We start from the raw sequence: 18,457 nt of genomic DNA, 5'->3' as shown, positions 1-18,457 counted from the left end.
AAAGATTTAAACACGCCATGTCCGACATTATATTTCAATACTACCAAAAGTTCAATTAAAAGTCCGTCACTGCACAAAGCTACAATAAAAATAATAAATTTCAATACTACCAAAAGTTCAATTAAAAGTAATGGTTAGGAATAAAAAAGCTTTGAAGTAACACATTTCAATACTACCAAAAGTTCAATTAAAAGTTTTATGATTCTCTCCTGTATAGATTCCATAATATTATTTCAATACTACCAAAAGTTCAATTAAAAGATTTAAAATATGTATAAAATAAAAGGTTGGTTTCCACCTTTCAATACTACCAAAAGTTCAATTAAAAGCCGTACTAAAACGGCATACAAATATACATTTTAAGTAGTTAAAACGAGGATTTTCATGCAGGATTTTTCTGTCAAATTAGTCGGTCGGCAATAACCGGAAAAATACGGGAGACCGACTAATAGGGTATCCTGTTAATTATCAGTTTATTTCCTAATTTATATGTTCACCAAGATGTCAAAGAACTCATTTTTCACACATACCGACAACAAAAAGTATATTCAGATAAAGTTATCCAAGGTATTTCTTTCCTGTCCTACAATCTCCTTTTCAAGCCATTTTTCATCCCGGCTTTTAAATACCAGTACGCTGTCTTCCTCCAGTGTCATAATTGCCCGGGCTTTGGACAGGAGTTCTTTCAATTTCACTTCCGTAATTTCCCCTTCGAATACTGAGTTCTGTATCCAATGAAGATATTTACGGCAAAGTTTCAACATTTTACCTACCCGTTTTTCTCCAACGTCATATACCAGAATCACATACATAGCCTGACTACCAGCGTGCTTTAAACGGTTTATACTCTTCCATTCCTAATATGTGCTTTGTTAACTTGTAACATTCCAGCTTTACCAAGTGCTTATAGCTCACATGGCGTTTTAGCACAGGATGCCTGAATGTTTCATTTATCCGCTCTTCCCAAGCTTTGACAAATGTCTTCCGGCCCGGTTCCTTTAGCAGGCAACTATTCACCTGATGATCAAAATCCCTGGCCTGGATCTCCTTCTTGTTCAGCAAACGAAAAATAAGGCGATCTACCAGTACAGGCTTGAAAATTTCAGCGATATCCAGTGCTAATGAATATCTCCGGTAGCCCGGCTCATGCAAAAAACTGATAGTAGGATTTAATTGCGTATGATAAATCTGACTTAAGCAGAGTGTGTAACAAAGCATATTTCCGAACGAGATCATTGCGTTAATTTCGTTTTGCGGCGGTCGTTTACTACGGTTCTCCATTTGAAAGCCTGTTGAAATAATACCATCAAAAGCTGTATAATATGCTTGCCGGATATTTCCCTCTATACCCATCAGTTCATCGATTGCTGAAGTATTGTCTATATGTTGGGCATATTGCTCTATAGTCTCTAAAACTGGAGTAAGGTCTTTATCCCGGTTAATATAATAACGTAAGTTCTTGGTCATATTAAAGGCTGCTCCGGATACAAACTTTTTTGCTATTTCGAGACGTTTTTTCCGGTCGATATAACGTTTAGTCTGTTCAATCTGCATTTTACCCGCCAACAGATATTCTTTTGGAGCGAATGAACCTGTGTAGTGCTCGTAATAATCAAAGAAATGTACTGCAATTCCGGCCTTTCCCAGAAAATTATATAATGCGCTATTGGCATCCAGACTCCCAAAGCAGAAAAAGTCGGAAACACCCTCTATAGGAATATATTTTGGAGAACCTTCCACACCATTCTCATCGACAGGTGTAAATTTCAGGGTATTGTCTTTGCGGCTCAGCCGGCCGGGATTGAAAAGGTAATAGGTCTTTTTCATTCTTCGTCGATATAACAAAGTTCATAATATGAGCAGCTTTTACAGATGGGTTTGTGAATAACCGGAGGGCAATTCCCGTCGTTTTTTAAGGATATGATTTCTGTTACCATATTTTCTAGTGCTTTAATATCAGATTCTGTTAATTCGATTTGGGTTGTCTGCCTCAGTTGCGGGTATTCGAGGATTGCACTCACGTCCCCTGCTCCGTTCAGAAGTAACAACCACATATAAAATTTCACTTGCCATTCATGTGCAGTTTCCGCCTTGTCACTACGTTTGGTTTCATGGATAACTTTTTCCCTGGCATCATAGAAATCGATCTTGCCAAACAAATCGACACCCTTAAATTTTGCAGCAATGTCAATTTCATTATACTTTTTTGCCCGGTCGGTATAACTGGTTTCGTGGAGCAGTTTTCCGTCATACACAATGTCGCTGGTATGTTCCATGTTAATACCGTTGGCATGTAGCCAGCATTCACGTTTGCATACATGGTAAAGATTGATTAGGGTGGCTGTAATATTCATCTTTCACAAAATTTCGGATGTTTTCCAAGGTTCTTCATCATCAACTAACAATCCTAATTCAGAGCTATATTTCTTGTTTGTCATAAAATATGGGATTTGCATTAATTTTTGTTTGTTTTGAAACGCATATATTTCTTTTCTGAGATTTTGGCTTTTTAACCACCTGACAAACCTGCCTTTATTAATTTGTACTTGCAAACTTTCGGAATTAATAAAATCTCCTTTGTCTAGATATTGCTCAAATTTCGATTTTTCTGACTGCGGTAATATCTTTATGCCATCAAATTGACGATAAAAATCTTCTTCAGTATATTTATTGTCAAACATAGGCGATAATAGTTGTAATGCTTCACTCAAATAATTATACTTTCGCTCAAATTCTTCTCTTTCTTTTTCTGTCCAATCGTCATACACATAATCAATCGCATTTTGCAACAACGATTCATCTATTACTCCTTTATGATCCTTTATAATTTTATCAAATGCCTGTATTGTTTTTTCGACTGTTTGAGAGAGATAAATATATTTGTCATTTTCATTACTTTTGCGAAAAACAACACATTCGCAAATTCCTTTTATACGCTTTCTATTCACACGACCAAAACGCTGAATCAGAGCATCAATCGGTGCAGGTTCGGTGTATATAATGTCATAATCAATATCCAAACTTACTTCAATGGCTTGTGTACCAACGAGCAAACAAACATTATCTTGCATCAATTCTTTTTCTTTGATTGCTCGGTCTTTGCCCGTAAAAGAGCCGTGCAATAAAACTGCATTTTCGTTTTCAACACAATCTTTTAATCGCAAAAATGCTTGTTGTGCAGATTTAACAGTATTACAGACCACCAAAACTTTTTTGCCATCTTTTAATGAAGCTTTTATTGCATCATGCGATTCACTTAAGAGTCCATCGTGCAAGACAACACAGTGACGGCGAAATTGGTCGTATAATCCCTGTGTCGCCTTAACCGGCACGTAAATGCCCAAACCTTCTTCCAATTCTTTGCGTAAGAATTTTGGCATTGTTGCTGTCATAATCATCACTTTGGCTTTCAAATGTCGTGTCGCAAATTCAAGTAATACTTTAATTTGAGCAAAAACATCAGGGCTATAAGCGTGTATTTCGTCAAATATCAAATAACAGCCACTCATTTCAAAAATGCCCTGCTCATATCCTTTTAAGCCAAACAAATGTTTAAGCAACTGAAACGGCGTAGTAATTTTAATTGGTGTGATAATACTTTTATATTTTTCCTGTAATTCGTGAATTTTGAGTTTTTTCACATCAACATCATATTGTAAATTTTCAAAATAATTGTTCAAATAGTCGTTCAGTTTTCCGTGCAACATTCCAACTTTCTCTGACTCTTTGCCAATTATCTTGTTCAATCTTTCATACATAGCATTGATAGAAGCGGTAAATGGAAGCACATAAAAAACTCTACCTTGATTTTCGGTATTTTCCATTTGTGATTTTAGCCACAGAAAAGCACTTTCCGTTTTGCCTGCACCTGTTGGCGCAGATAATATTACATTTTCTTTGGTTTTGGCGCAGATTTTCTGGTGTTCATAAAAGTCATACCCTTCTGCCTGTAAAGCCATTCGTTGCTTCTGCAAAAAATCAAAATCTTTATTTTCAATCAAATTTATATTTGTAATTTGGGCTGAGCCTAAATGGTCGCACCATTTCAATGCACCAAACAGCATCATTAAGGCAAAATAATCGGAATGAAACAGTCGATATGGCGTGTTATTATAACTATGTATCAACCCATAAACGGAAGTTGGAACTACCTGATTAACAGGGTAATTATAGCCATTAAGCAAATCTTTAACTTCCTGAATTTCTATATTTTGCAGAAAAGCATCTTCAAAACTTATTTTTTCGCTACCCGCTAATTGTCCAAAATAGTTACCATCGTCATATATGTTCAAATAATTGCGAAGTTGCTCTAAATCTTTGTGGTGTCCGACGACAGCCAAACAAAGTAATTTTAGCGTATTTTTATCTATTTGAGGCAAAGTATCAACAAATGGAACAGAAAAAAATTCGTGTCGTTGATTATTCCACTGATTAGTAACACCGCTTAACAGTTTCTGAAATTCATTATGTGCTTTTCCTAAATCGTGGCAAATCACACAAAATCGCAATAGTTCCCAAAAACGATTTCCCAATGCAGAAACTTCGGCTGCACAGGGATACGCTTTTTGCAGAAAACTCCAAATCAACATACAATCGTCAATATGTTCCCGAAGTGTTCTTGCAGGAATATTCCGTTTAATATCCCTTGATTTGGCTAACAATACCATTAATTATCCATATTTATTTTATGAAAATACACATCGACCTCCTTGCCGCTTGGAAGTTTATCACGATAAACCTCTATATTTCCACCAACATTTATCTTGTGGTTAATGATAGAAAAGGGTCTCGTTCCTAAATTTTTTCGCGGAAATTCATTGGAAAAATATTGCGGCAAGGCTTGTATTTGCCCTGGCAGATAATACTCAAACGGAATAATTTGTCCGGATATCTTCTGTGCGACATTCATTCTTGCCAAGCAATCTTTTTCGGACACCTTTACGATTGTTGCCAAATCATTCATACGGCCCAGTAAAACAGGATAATATGGATTAGCAAAATAACCGGCAATTTTTTTGTCAGGCGTATATATGCGCAAAAAATTATTAAATAGAAATTTACGGGTTATTACATTCGATTTGGCTTCATTTGTTGGTTTTCCATCTTTTCCGCTGATTTGATAAATAGTTTCCAAATCTTCCCCTTCCATTTCGTATTCAAAATAATATGCAACACATAGATTCTTATGTTCAATATAAAAACCGGCGGCCGCATTTATCAATCCAAGTATCGTACTGATAGGTGGTACTTCCAATGTTGGCTGCATACCGCTTATCAGGTTCGGATAACGAAAACTAGCTGTCCAACTTGTTATATCTATTTTGTACACTTCCATACCTTATGGTATTTGAGTTTTTACTTGCTCGCAATATTGATCTATCGCCTGATTAATCGTTAGAACTTTGACATTGGAAAACTCCGCTTCCAATTGCTTTAGCTCGCTATTGTATTCGTCCAAAAATCCGCTGCGTTTTCCAATAAAAATTATGCCTTTAAATTGATCTTTATAATCGTTTAAAACTTCTTTAAGACCTTCTATGTTGAGTATAGTTTGCGTGTTATTTATTGGATCTGATTTTACAATATGAGAAAAAGGGTGATTTCCTGTTGTAGTAGTTGCCAACACGATAAATTTAGGTGTTACATCACCCATATTGCTTGTTTGCATTGCACCACCCGAAATAAATTTTAAAGCACAAATTGTATCTACAACACGCTTTTCTCGTATTTGCTTTGATAATCGGATTAAATTTTCAGGTTGTTTGTTTTTATCCTTTACAAATGGGTCTTGTATTTTTTGTACTCCATCAGTTTTAGCCAACAACTCGCCTACTTGCTTGGTAATGTTTTTAAAACCCGATTTGTTGTAATTAGAAAAAGTTCCGACTTGTTCCAAGTCAATAGAAAACATTCCTTTCATTATGGCGGAATATTCTTCTTTTCCATACAAAACAGGAACATCATTTTGTCTTGAAGCACTTGCAAAATTTTTGGCGACTTTTGTAGAACCGGTAGAAATAAGTACAGAATTTTTAAGTGGAGAAATTCTTGTTACAGAAGCATCTTTCGTTTTAACCACTCCTTTGTTATTTTTCTTTTCAATTCCATCTTTATCCAATTCAGGCTCTTTATTTGCTCGCATATAGCCAAAAATGTCATCATCGGCAAAATCAACAGGATTTGCTTCTGTAAAAATGACATTCTGTTTTTCCTGCTTAATCAGTGGAGATAACTTCCAAGCGAAGTGTTTCTGCAAAGTATCTCGCCACCAATATCTCCACGCCTGACCTGAAACATAAACATAATCTTGTCCATGTTTAGTGACTTTTTTTGTCTGCACTCTGTTTCCAGTGCCTGCGACAGATATTGTGCCTGAATTATTTAAGGCGACACCATCTTCGTCAATAAGAATAAATCCTTGTGTAATCATATTTTTGTATTTTAAAATTAATTTTCTGTTACTACAATTTCGTCAATAGTTTCATCATCTTCTTCATTTTCTTCATAAATCGAAATGTTATTTTCGTGAAGTTTTTGATAAATACAAATCAATAACAAGTCTCTTACCTCTGACCAATTTCGTCCTTCAGGGAAAAGATATGTTACATAATCATTTAAGGAAATAAGCTTTTCATTTCCCTCTTTATAGTTCTTGTCAATTTGACGAATTAAAAAAGACCTGATTTCGCTACCATATTTGGCAGTTTTCAAACTTCGGATATTCTTTTTCAAATTTTCTCTATCTGAAATAATATAATCCGAAATTCGTTCAATTTGTTTTAATGTTTCACTATTCATATTCATTATATGTATTTGATATTTTTTTGTTATCTCAAAATTGAAAGAATGTTTTTCATTCCATTTTAAAATTTCAGGTAGAATTGACTTCTCTTTTAGCAAGTTATTGTAAATTAAGTTTACCCATTTTTTGACAAAACCATCTTTCTTATATACCAATGTTACCGTTTCTTTTATTGTTTTATTTTCAATGCCAAAACTTTCATTTTCTTTTTTCCATTCTTTATAAAATTTGCTCTGTTTCCAATAATCAAACTCGGTTTTACTAAAAATGTAACAATCACTTTGGGATTTAGTCTTTTTATCTACAACAACTCTTTCACCTGCAGTAGACAGATTAAAATTTAACCTGTCAAATTGCCGTAAATCCAACACTTTTTTCTTCGAAATAACAATAAATTCTGTTACTTTTTCTGAATATGTTTGATTTTCTTCATCATATACTGCTCCTGCATAATTTTCAAATTTTCGATAATTTGCTATTGTGAAATTCATCCAATCTTTTTTATACCAACGAATACATTCCGCATAAAACGAAAACACAACAGCCGGCAACGTGTATAAATCAATGGTTGGTTTTGCTTGGTAATTAGTAAAGTGAAATAAATTCAAGGTTATTCCTTTCGTATTACTACGCCTTGTTTCCTCATTAATAGTTGCAGATTTTACATTTTCGATACATTGATTCGCATAATCGAACAAAGCATTCGCAGGATTAGAAAAATCAGATTTTAAGATTGATTTTGAAATTCCCGCAGAAATATCTCTTAAATTCTGTTCCAGATTCTTTTGCACAAAATAATGGCTAACATATTGATTGTTACTAAATACAATGACTACTTTATCACCTAACTGTTCAACTCCCAGTGGAACAAACAACATTCTAATCAAGGCTTCTTTCGACAGCATAATCCCGCCTTCAAAGCCGTGGTGGAAATTAATCAAAGCTCCCGAACCAGACATAATATGATTATCTCTTCCGGCAGAAAATACTTTCCCTTTTTGTCCAGTTATCCGGCAAAAACCATCCATCGCATTTTCTTCTTCAATCAATCCCTTATAAAAAGCAAGTGTCTTTTCAATTCCTTTTTGTCCTTTATTTTTATTATGCGTTATTGTTGAATTGAGAAAAAACGAATGTAAATTATTATCCCATTTATTTACGTAAATATGGGTTACTTCTTCAATCAAATCCATAATAGATTTATCAGGACTTTTTTCTTGTAAATATTCTATCACAAACCCGCCTATATCTACAAAGGGATCTCCTGTAGGTTTTGTTAACCACTCATAATTAATTGAATTATAGATCTGTTTCATATATTGTTAATGCTATTTTTAAGCAATTTTACCTCCCCACTCCCGCATCCCATCGCATTATACAATCCCGCACCAGCGTTCAGCAGCAACTCTACAAACCGTTTTTCCGCAGTGACTTTTAATTCAAAATTTAGCCATCCTCTAACTTGCGACTCATTCGGAGTGCCTGCCTTAATAGTAATTAAACGTGGTTTAAAAGCTAGCTTTATGGGTAAAATCTCCAGAAGTAAAATTGCTGATTGCGCTGTATTTTCATCATAGCAGGTTGCAATTTTACTACGCCAGTTATAAATCAGGCTTTCGGTAAAGCGCTGATCATCCGGCGAGAGGTATTCATATTTTCCATTTTCCGCTGGTATTCCTGCCACAATCATTGAATTCGGTTTCAGTATGACACTGACGATTTCGTTTTCTTTGCGGGTTTGTAATGGATCCGGAAGGCGCTCAACCGATTTAACCATAAAACTTGCCCGTGACTTCTTGTCGGCTATATCTATTCTTTCAGACTGAAATAAGCCTTTAATAAAACTCTCCATGGCAAGTGGCAAGTGGAATGATATACTGAATGAAAGCTCATTACCTTGCAATTTCATGTACTTTTCTTCCCTGTTTATATTAAAAGGACAATCGATTTGACTGAATGTAAAAAACTTGAATCCCTTACCATAGCCTGTTTCGTGTAGAAAAGCGGCGTAACGGGCATCCCCTTTGGCAATGACACGGTACAATGCGGCAGACAGTGGATACTGGTAATTGATTGGGATACATGGTTTCGGTTCTATACTTTGCAGCATTATTTTAAAGTTCATATATACATTATTTCATATAATCCTTAGACTGTTAAGGCTAAGCAAAGGTAAATTATTTTCGCACAGATATAATTTTTCCCGGCTGTTTTTTTATTAAAGCTTAAGTGAAAATAATTCATTCATATTTGGAAGTAAAATGAGATTTGCAATCTTATTGATAGTTTACATGAATTTCTTTCTTTGGCTAGTTTCTTTCTCATTTTAAACAGTTTTAATTAGGATTTAAGGACTTATTATAATTGATTATGAAAAGCATCTCTTACAATTTACTTAAGCCTTGCTACCTGAAAACGAGTTGGCATATCTCGTTACGGAAATCAGAGATTATCCCCTAGTGGGCGACAGTAAAAAATAATGGCTATTTTGTGACTATTTGAATGTCTTTCCGACTAAACCTCCTCCAAGCGTTCTTAGACTGAAATAGCATTGTTGACTGATACATTTATAGTCTATAGGTAATCATGGATTTACAGGCGCATATTTTCTTTTTATGATTTCTCTACATGTTCGGTTACAAGCCTGTGTTGGCGTCGTTTACACTCCCCGATAAATGGGAAGAATATGATATATGTCATCGTGAGAACGTCTTCATGCGATTAATAAGACGCCATAAATCAACTGACACCAGACGGGCTTCTGTCTGCGGCAGCGACTAATAACTCAAATACGGAAGTATTATCATTCCAATAAAGCTTCCACATCATCTTTATCCATGCCCTGTAAAGGGTTTGATCCGGACGCGAATACTTCGGCCAGCTTTGATTTGCCATCCTGTAAACGCCGGATCTTTTCTTCTACCGTGCCTGACGAAATGAAACGGTACGCAATCACATGCTTCTGCTGACCTATCCGGTGGGAACGGCTTACCGCCTGGTTTTCCACGGCGGGGTTCCACCAGGGGTCCAGGATGAGGACATAATCGGCTGCGGTCAGGTTAAGCCCTACGCCTCCCGCTTTGATGGAAATGAAAAAGCAATTCACTTCCGGGTCATGCATGTACAGGTCAACCTGCTTCTCCCTGTCCCGGATTTTCATATCCCCCGTCAGCCACGCATATTTCCAGTTATTTTGGTCGAAGTAGCCGGAAAATAAGCGTAGATGCTTTACAAAGGAAGAAAAGACCAGAACCTTATGCTTGCTGTTGCGCAATGTTTCCAGGTACATCGCCACCTGTTCAAACTTACCTGAATCCCCGCAGTAGGACAAGTCCAGCAGTTTCGGATGATTTGCCAGCAACCGCAATCTGGTTAAACCCTGCAAAGCCATAAATGACAGTTTCTGGGTATCGGCGGATTGCTCTCCGGCAATCAGGCTGTTACGCAATTTATTTTTCTCCAGGTTATATGATTCAGCCTGGGACTCGCTCATGTTGCAATAAACGGTTTTCTCGGTCAGGGGCGGCAGCTCCGGAGCAACTTCTGCCTTTGTCCGCCTCAGGATAAACGGTTGTATGATTTTCAGTAAAGCCGCTTCTTTTTCTTTGTTGTTCCGCCTGAGCGGATTGGCATAAGCCTTCCGGAAGTCTTGCAGGTTACCCAGCATACCTGTATTTACAATGTTAAACTGTGCCCACAGGTCTGTAAGCGAATTCTCTACAGGCGTACCGGTAAGCGCTAATTTATGCATGGCCTTAATCCGCATCACGGCCTTATAGGTCACCGAGTCCGGATTTTTCACATACTGGCTTTCATCCAGAATGAAATAATGGAAAGAACAGCATTCCAGCATTTCTATATCGATGCGGAGCGTCCCGTATGTGGTCAGTACCACATCGAACATACTGAAAAACATATCCGTGTCTTTTGTTCTCATCCGCCTGCCTCCCGAATAGATATATACTTTCCGGGCGGGCGCAAACCGTTCCAGTTCATGCTGCCAGTTATACAGCAGGGATGCAGGGACGACTACCAGCGAAGGGGGATACTCCCGGGAGCTGCTGCTTTGGGATATATCGTCTTCTGTGAATAAGGACAACTGGCCTGAAACTTTTGACTGCCGGTTTGGTTTTTCTTTTTTCCTGTGCTGGTAAAAATATTGCAGCAGGGTGATTGCCTGTAAAGTCTTCCCCAAACCCATATCATCTGCAAGGCAACCCCCGAAATTATTTTCAGACAGGCTCAGGAGCCATGAGAATCCCTTATGCTGGTAAGGCCTCAATGTGGCATTCAGCCCTTCGGGAACAGGATATAAACCATCGGAGTGTATCTCCGGGACAGGCTTATGCGTACCAGCGTCAAGGATGCCTGCCAACCGGAAATGATGCCTTTGCAGGCGGATATTCGCTCCGTCCTCCCTGCCGAAAAACATCAGTTCATAATAGCGGCTGAACCATTCCCCGGGCAATACGGCAATGCTCCCGTCCGGCAAAACATATTCCCTGATATCATTCAGTATGTGGTTCCGGAAACGGATAAAAGGAATCCTGAACGTACCGAATACGGCTTCACTTTTTACATCAAACCAGTCCGGGCTTTCATCCGGTTTGTTTTCCAGGGATATTTCACCTAAAAAATATCTCTTATCCGGGATATCCTGTACCAGGTCGAAAAGGCCCAATATTTCCCGGTGTGCCTGAATCCAGTCAATCAAGCCATTTGTATCATCTTCCGGTTCGGTTTGCTTTACCCGGAAGCCGTTAAGCCACTTCCTTTCCAGCCCGTTATCCGTGAGTAGCTTAATCAGTGAACTTTCCCGTTCCTTATCCCTGTAAAACCAGACTAATGCCGTGGTGCCGTCAGCCTGCCTTGCATATACAACCTTCTTATCGGGCGTATCGATGGGACAGGCTTTTCCCTCATATAAAAAATCGAGGGACAGGACAGGCTGCATATCCAAACCGTTTGTCAATGTCAGGCGCGCTGTGCACGGTGGGTATATTTCCTGTATATCGATCCCCCGGGCATTTACCTCAACGTTGTTCTTAAGGCAATTCGCTATAAATTTCTCTATGTAGGCTTTTTCCGAGGCTGGCGGAACCGTTACATATTCCTTCGAAAAGAACGGCAGTAATTTTTTTGCATCGATATCCTTAAACACAAGCAGTTTCCTGTCCACGAAAACACAGGCGGGATCACTGCATATGACGCCGAAAGGCTTGCCGTTCAAATCAATTATTTCATTTCCGGCGGCAAGGGTGATGAAATACCGCAACTCCTGCCCGCCATTTTTTATGAAATTAAACACAGCCCTGGCCGGGTCGGGGTATACTTCCGCTTTGGCGGAATCAAACAAGGCCCGTACTTTTACCCCTTCCCTGAAATAAACCTCCAGTCCGGACTGGGGTAAGCGCTCAATAATACGTTGCTGGTATCTTTCTATAGCCGGGCGGATATAGGTCTCTATTGTTTTTTCAGTGACATTTTTTTCAAAGCCGGATACTGTTGTTTCCTTAGAATAGCTTTTCATAAGGGATTTAGCTGTACAACGGCCTGCCAGGGCAACAATCTCCCTGTGAGCCTGCGGCAGGAATGTAAAACTACCGGCTTTTTCACCGGCTATTTCCACGATGGTCAATGAATCCGTCTTCTCCCTCCTGGCCCATAATGGCTGAAGAAGGTAGCCGAAAAGGGGATGCTCTATGATGCTTATAATAAGTTTTTCTTCCATAGTCAGTTATATGATACCTGCCCGCAGGCGTAACTCCCGGCTTACCGGAAGACCGGCAAATTTACGCACAAAATACCAGGATTGTATTGAGGCCCCGGGTATTTTATTTTTTTACCGGATGATGCTGGTATATCGCCTTTTTCCGGCTTATACTTTATCATTCCGGCTATGTAATCCGCCGTTTTTTCGGTCATTTCATCATTGCACACCAAAGAGTTCGGTATCCTTAATGTGAAATATCCTTTCAGGTACGGGTAATAGGTTCGCTGTAAATCTGAAAGTGCCTGCACGGGATCAGTGTTTTTTTATTAGCAGTTTACTGAAAGTGTTCAACCTATATACCTAGTGTTATTATAGAAAATATATAATTAAAGAATCACTCTTAAGGTAAAGCTCAAAATTATATATATACAAAGCTTTAAATAAAGCTTGCGAACACCCGGGTACACTTCTGTCATGAAGCTCTATTATTAAAATTTTTACGCGCGGTAACCACAATTTAGTATTATGACTAAAAAAAAAATTTCAGAACTTTCTATATCGATTTTTTAAATATCAATTTGATGTAAGTCATATTTTTTTATTAAATCGTATATTGATATAGCAGTGATATCAGTTGGCTCGCAACTCTCTATGACCTGAAATCCATAACTATCTGCATTTTTATTTTTTATTTCCAAACAACATGATTTATGCCATAATCCCTTTCTCAAACATGTAATATTAGAATAGGTTGCTGTATTTTTTAGCATTTGTACATAATTTTCTTTTTCGGGTTCTATTGCAAATACCCGGGCTGTTCGATATTTATTTGCAAAGTATATTGCCGCAATACCGATATTTGCACTCTTCTTTGGAAGAAATTATCGAAAGGGTATTCGATAAAAAGATACCGAAACTAGTTGAAACAGAAACCGAACGGACTTTTAGTATCAATCAGGTAGCTAAAATACTCCGGCATTCACATAAGAAAATTTCCGATTTGGTAGCTGCTAATATTTTGAGGTGTACACCTGATATGGAAGGATGCATGAAAGTTCGATCAAAGAAAACAACCAAAAGTAGAGATTTATAAAACATCCAGATAAGTACGGTAAGGGTATATATTTTATGGAGTCTTTTTCATCCACTACATGAGAAAGTTATGAAGAAGGTGTCTCTTTTTCGAGACACCTTCATTGTCTTTTATCGAATCCACAGCTTGCCTGAAAAATAGCCAATAATCAAAAGCCATCATTCTTTATCCTTTATTTTCAAGCTAATGGCTTTTAACTGTTGCCATCCCGCCTTATCTGTTACCCTTATTATCATAAAGTGATAATCCCCCGTATCGACATCGGCAGGGATAGCAATTCCGTTGTCGGCTTCAAACATGGTATATCCGTTAGGAATAGAGAAATCCTGATTATAGACAAAAGGATTAACCGGTTGTTCCTTCGGGTCTAATTCGCACTCTTTAGCCTCTTCTTGTTTAATAACCCTCAAAGACTATTTATTCTATTTGTTTTCATCAATAATGGTTGCATTATTTTCAGTAGATGTTATTATCTAATAATATTAAGATGAAGTTGCCTGTTTAATATCTCAGTCTTAGGCCTTTTACTTAGGTAAAACCCCAATCTCATATGCCCATTTTTCCCAGGCTTTTTTCATTCTGGCAGCTCTTTGCGAACCTTTCGAAGATAAGTCGTTCGTCTCCGTACGGTCCAATGCCATATTGTACAGTTCCCAGTTTTCGCTGAAAATATCTTCGGTTACTAACTTCCAATCACCCAACCTAATACCGCCATGTCCTTCATGCTCCCATGCCATCATCTTATGTTCAGTAATCTTTCTACCTTTTATTACAGGAGCAATGCTCCGCCCTTTAAGCGGACGTATTTGCCGACCTTCATATTCTGCCGGATAATTTGTTTGAGCAAGTTCAATAAACGTTGCCATTATATCAGGTAGATAACATGGAGTTTTTTCAAGTCTTCCTGCTTTCTTCATTTCCGTAGGATAGCTTATTATAAAAGGAGTGGAAATTCCACCTTCATGGATATACTTCTTATAAAGACGAAAAGGAGAATTGCTGGCTATGCTCCACATCTTTCCCTGACTGGCTCCCTGACGTGCAGATATCATTTTCCATTCTGCATAATTGGACTTACGGTCTTTTTCCCATGAATAGCCAAAAGGAGAATCTTCCGGTTCGGCAGAACAACCATTATCCGAAAGAAAAACAATCACGGTATTTTCATATACCCCTTCTTCTTTAAGTTTGGTTATTAAACGTCCTATATTGTAATCGAGTATTTCCACCTGAGCAGCATAAATAGCACGACGAAAATCAAGATTCTCCCTGTCATCGTCATTCAATGAAGCCCATTCTACCATTTCTTGTTTACCAATAGGTATATCTTTACCAATTATACCCATATCTTTCAAACGGTTGAGTCTTTCCTTCATAATAGGATCCCACCCGTTGGCATACTTACCTATATATTTCTCAATGACCTTATCATGAGCTTCGAGGGGCCAGTGAGGAGCATTATAAGCTACATACGAAAAGAACGGTTTGTTCTGTTGCACCGAATTCCCGATTTGCTTAATAGCCTCGTCGGTAAACACATCGGTGGTATACCAACTGCTTCCGTTCTCCCGGTAAATCAGATCGTCCGGAGTATTAGCGTGTAAGAAGAGACTATCGTTGCGATAGACCTCGCATCCACGAAGTACCCGAAAATAACTGTCTACCCAATTATGTATGGCATATACATTTTGAAAACCACGATGATACGGCCATGCAACTTCTTCAGTTCCCATATGCCATTTACCCGACATATTTGTAGTATATCCCGCCGCTCCCAATACTTCGGCAAGAGTAACGCATTTATCGTTGAGGTATCCCTGATAGCTTTCTTTTTTAGAGCCTCCTCCGGTCATGTGTCCTATACCTGTTTCATGAGGATAAAGCCCAGTCATAAGCGACGCCCTGGAAGGACAGCTCCTTGCCGTATTATAAAATTGGGTAAAACGTACCCCTACGGATGCCAGTTGATCCAGATTCGGTGTGCTGATCTCGCTTCCGTAACATCCAATATCCGAATAGCCCAAATCATCACATAGTATAAGTAATATATTGGGCCTATTTTTTTCTCCCTGGGCGTGCAGATAAGAGTTGCTTCCCACTATTCCGCCTGCTAATAAAGCCACCGGAAAAACCAATTTTCTGTTTATCATTTTATTGTTTAATATTATAAGGATGTGCCAAGACTACCTTGACACCCGACACATCCTTATTGTTGTGTTAGCACTGACTTAAATACAAGAAAAGTTATAACTCTTTTTTTACTCTTAATTTTACGGAATAAACCGTTATATCTTTCAGATCGCGGTGAGGAGTGTTAGCCAATGCCGTCACCAGTATAAGCCCTTTCTTCCCCTCTGCTGTAACATATGCATAAACCGTATTGGCACTGATTTTAACTATCTCCGCTGATGCGCTGATGCCTTGCAACGGAGAAGCATCGACCTCTTTTATTGCATTAAATTCCACAGCAGTAAGAGTTGTCTGGGCAAATCTGGTTTTCTTTGCTCCCATATAAGATTCTCTTCCTGCCTGTACCCTAGCATCAGGTGACACAAAACAAGGTTTACCATCCACCTCCCCCATGGAAATGTCCACCTGTGATGCCCATTGTTCTACGTCACGATGCTTATATACCCTTCCTTCGTACCAAGTTGCCAGATACATTCCATACCAGTAATCGTATGACTCAAGTGTTCGCTCCAGTGTAAATTCCACAACCGGTGTAATGGTTATTGCCACCCCTGCCTGAAAAGATTCATCTTCCCCCGATACTATTTTTATCCGCAGAGCCTTATTACTCTCTATGTTTTCAACAATATAATCGAAATTATATTCCAAGGGATAGTTTTCATCGAATATCTCCTCCGTTCCTGTAATAGGGTTATTTTCCGGTATTCCGCTTTTAGGATTAGCATTATAAATACCGAATTGCTTTATTCCCTGTTGGCAAGTCACATGACCTTTAACGCGAAAGCTGGTAACTCCATGTGCCAACTGAACAATGTTGTTATTGTCAAGCCCTTCGAAATTGATCGTAGTCGGAATATCGTATTCGTAACCCCGGGAATCACAACTGTTCATAAACATAGCCGATATAATCAGCACTGTTATCATTAGTATATAATAGATTTTTTTCATATTCATTTTTTAATTGAAAGTATTACATTTACCATCCCGGATTCTGCCATATTTTACCTTCACTTTTGTTTACTTCAATATTGGGCAAAGGCAACAGATACATTTTATCCATAAATTTACGATTTTCTATAAAATACCTGCTATACTTACCATTCTCATTGACAAAGCCTCCATACACAGTTGCTCCCAATATTTCATGACCTAACTTCCAGCGACGTGCATCCCAAAAACGATGTTCTTCCGCAAAGAATTCCATTCTTCTTTCTAGCATGATCTGGTTGTTAAGCGAAGTTTTTGTCCACGCTCTGCCATATGGATCATCTGCTTCATCCAACAAATCTGCTTTCACACGATTACGTACCCGGTTAACTGCTCTTATCACCGCTGCTGAAGGTCCGTTTGCCTGATTTTCCGCTTCAGCGAATATAAGCAAGACTTCGGCAAATCTCATCATCTGAACATTCTGGTGTATACCGCCGCTTTGCCTGAAATCATGGTTCGGATTAATGTACTTTTTTACCAGAAAGCCGTTCTGTCCGCTGGGTGACGGTTCATCATAAATACGCATGTTTATGGTTTGCCTGGATCCATTAACCAGTATCTGGTCACCGTGCCTGAATATCTGCATTTCCATACGCGGGTCCCTGTTCAACCAGAACTGTTCATCATCGTAGTTGGTTACCTGCTGATTAAAGACCGGCTCTCCGTTTTCATAACCCAGTACCGGCTGTTTTCCATCTTTCATAGCATAAGCATCTATCATATTGAAAGTAGGGCGCATACCACAAACATTACCACCAGCAAATTCTGAAGAAAGACTCATGGTATAGGCTTGTGTTCCTATTACCCGTAAATAGGGAAGAATATTTTCCTCTGTTTTACGAGTATTGAAAAACTCTACATAATTGGGATGTAAGTCATATTTGTTTTCCACTATCAGAGCGTTTGCAGCGTCGGAAGCAGCCTTCCACCGGGATTTAATGTCCGATTCGGAAACGCCTTGAGTATATAGCGGACTGGCATAGTATAATAGCATACGTGCTTTGTATGCCATTGCCATACCTTTGGTAGCCCTACCGTAATCCCCATCGTTCTCCCATTCCCATTTCATTCGTGGTATAAGTTGGTCGAATTCATTCACAATATAGTTAATCGTCTGATCTACGGAAGACCGTTCAAATCCTTCCAACGTTTGTCCATCGGATATTTCATCACCCACAATTACAAGCGGCCCATAACCCTTAAACAATTCACAGTAATAGAGCGCCCTTAAAAATAGAGCTTCGATCTTCATATCAGCTTTTTCTTCATCTGTCACAGGCGAAGAATCGATGTTTGCGAGAAATGCATTTGCCATACGTATGGCTTTGTAATAATCTCTCCACGGAAGGTTACCTGATGCAAAAACATCTTGCCCCGGTTTTAAAGTAGATTGTGTAAACGTTGGTATAGGAAAGTTCCATAACATATTGCGTCCATTATCAGTAACAGCATCCAAAAGCTGTTGATTGTTATTTTCGGTGAACGAATGATATCCGGCAATATGCCTCATCGAGCCATATAAATTGTTCAGAGCATTACGTGTCTTCACCTTATCGGAAAAAACGGATTTTTCGCTATCCGATGATATTTCTATCCTTTCCAAACCTCCATCGCAAGCGACGAAAATTGAAAATACAGAAAATAATATTATTGTTTTCAGTTTCATGAT

Annotated in this window: 15 protein-coding genes and 1 CRISPR repeat array (1 of these 16 only partly in view); all 15 genes read right to left on the bottom strand. The window is 38.4% G+C overall.

What is annotated here, in order from left to right:
* Positions 1–329: direct repeats of the CRISPR family, unit length 30 nt; unit sequence TTTCAATACTACCAAAAGTTCAATTAAAAG; it reaches 103 nt to the left of the window's first position.
* Positions 330–548: 219 nt separating this feature from the next.
* The 15 genes from cas2 to ACYQ3L_RS22280 all read right to left on the bottom strand — a co-directional run bounded on the left by cas2 (position 549) and on the right by ACYQ3L_RS22280 (position 18,454).
* A complete protein-coding gene (gene cas2 / locus ACYQ3L_RS22350; protein WP_379993734.1) occupies positions 549–812 on the bottom strand; it encodes a CRISPR-associated endonuclease Cas2 in 264 nt (87 codons plus the stop codon).
* A 7-nt stretch (positions 813–819) separates the two neighbouring features.
* Positions 820–1,827: a type I-B CRISPR-associated endonuclease Cas1b gene (gene cas1b / locus ACYQ3L_RS22345; protein WP_379993735.1), complete on the bottom strand. Its 1,008-nt coding sequence runs from the start codon at positions 1,825–1,827 to the stop codon at positions 820–822.
* Positions 1,824–2,354 (bottom strand): CRISPR-associated protein Cas4, encoded by a 531-nt coding sequence (gene cas4, locus ACYQ3L_RS22340; RefSeq protein ID WP_379993736.1) that lies wholly within the window; start codon positions 2,352–2,354, stop codon positions 1,824–1,826. The genes cas1b and cas4 overlap by 4 nt, the downstream gene beginning before the upstream one ends.
* A 3-nt stretch (positions 2,355–2,357) precedes the next feature.
* Positions 2,358–4,667 carry a CRISPR-associated helicase Cas3' gene (gene cas3 / locus ACYQ3L_RS22335; RefSeq protein WP_379993737.1) on the bottom strand — a complete coding sequence of 770 codons (2,310 nt, stop codon included), beginning with the start codon at positions 4,665–4,667 and terminating at the stop codon, positions 2,358–2,360.
* Positions 4,667–5,335, bottom strand: coding sequence for a type I-B CRISPR-associated protein Cas5b (cas5b, locus tag ACYQ3L_RS22330; RefSeq protein ID WP_379993738.1), 669 nt, complete (start codon positions 5,333–5,335; stop codon positions 4,667–4,669). Before cas5b ends, cas3 begins: the two co-directional genes overlap by 1 nt.
* A 3-nt stretch (positions 5,336–5,338) precedes the next feature.
* Positions 5,339–6,430 carry a type I-B CRISPR-associated protein Cas7/Cst2/DevR gene (cas7i, locus tag ACYQ3L_RS22325; protein ID WP_379993739.1) on the bottom strand — a complete coding sequence of 364 codons (1,092 nt, stop codon included), beginning with the start codon at positions 6,428–6,430 and terminating at the stop codon, positions 5,339–5,341.
* 17 nt (positions 6,431–6,447) lie between these two features.
* Positions 6,448–8,118: a hypothetical protein gene (locus ACYQ3L_RS22320; RefSeq protein ID WP_379993741.1), complete on the bottom strand. Its 1,671-nt coding sequence runs from the start codon at positions 8,116–8,118 to the stop codon at positions 6,448–6,450.
* The gene (gene cas6 / locus ACYQ3L_RS22315; protein WP_379993742.1) at positions 8,115–8,927 is read right to left on the bottom strand and encodes a CRISPR-associated endoribonuclease Cas6; all 813 of its coding nucleotides are present in this window, start codon (positions 8,925–8,927) and stop codon (positions 8,115–8,117) included. Before cas6 ends, ACYQ3L_RS22320 begins: the two co-directional genes overlap by 4 nt.
* Positions 8,928–9,605: 678 nt before the next feature.
* A complete protein-coding gene (locus tag ACYQ3L_RS22310; RefSeq protein WP_459952377.1) occupies positions 9,606–12,533 on the bottom strand; it encodes a DEAD/DEAH box helicase in 2,928 nt (975 codons plus the stop codon).
* A gap of 41 nt (positions 12,534–12,574) precedes the next feature.
* Complete coding sequence (locus tag ACYQ3L_RS22305; protein WP_459952484.1) at positions 12,575–12,823, bottom strand: hypothetical protein; 249 nt, start codon at positions 12,821–12,823, stop codon at positions 12,575–12,577.
* A 258-nt stretch (positions 12,824–13,081) separates the two neighbouring features.
* Positions 13,082–13,366 carry a class I SAM-dependent methyltransferase gene (locus ACYQ3L_RS22300; protein WP_459952545.1) on the bottom strand — a complete coding sequence of 95 codons (285 nt, stop codon included), beginning with the start codon at positions 13,364–13,366 and terminating at the stop codon, positions 13,082–13,084.
* 400 nt (positions 13,367–13,766) lie between these two features.
* The gene (locus ACYQ3L_RS22295) at positions 13,767–14,018 is read right to left on the bottom strand and encodes a DUF4625 domain-containing protein (protein ID WP_380000698.1); all 252 of its coding nucleotides are present in this window, start codon (positions 14,016–14,018) and stop codon (positions 13,767–13,769) included.
* Between the two features lie 114 nt (positions 14,019–14,132).
* Complete coding sequence (locus tag ACYQ3L_RS22290) at positions 14,133–15,758, bottom strand: arylsulfatase (RefSeq protein ID WP_380000700.1); 1,626 nt, start codon at positions 15,756–15,758, stop codon at positions 14,133–14,135.
* 94 nt (positions 15,759–15,852) lie between these two features.
* On the bottom strand, positions 15,853–16,746 hold the full coding sequence (locus ACYQ3L_RS22285; RefSeq protein ID WP_380000702.1) for a hypothetical protein: 894 nt from the start codon (positions 16,744–16,746) through the stop codon (positions 15,853–15,855).
* Positions 16,747–16,774: 28 nt separating this feature from the next.
* Positions 16,775–18,454 (bottom strand): RagB/SusD family nutrient uptake outer membrane protein, encoded by a 1,680-nt coding sequence (locus ACYQ3L_RS22280; protein ID WP_380000704.1) that lies wholly within the window; start codon positions 18,452–18,454, stop codon positions 16,775–16,777.
* Between the last annotated feature and the right edge of the window lie 3 nt (positions 18,455–18,457).

This window comes from Dysgonomonas termitidis (genome assembly GCF_054657735.1).
The sequence above is the reverse complement of the archived record's forward strand: the minus strand, read 5'-3'. Positions and strand labels throughout refer to the sequence as shown.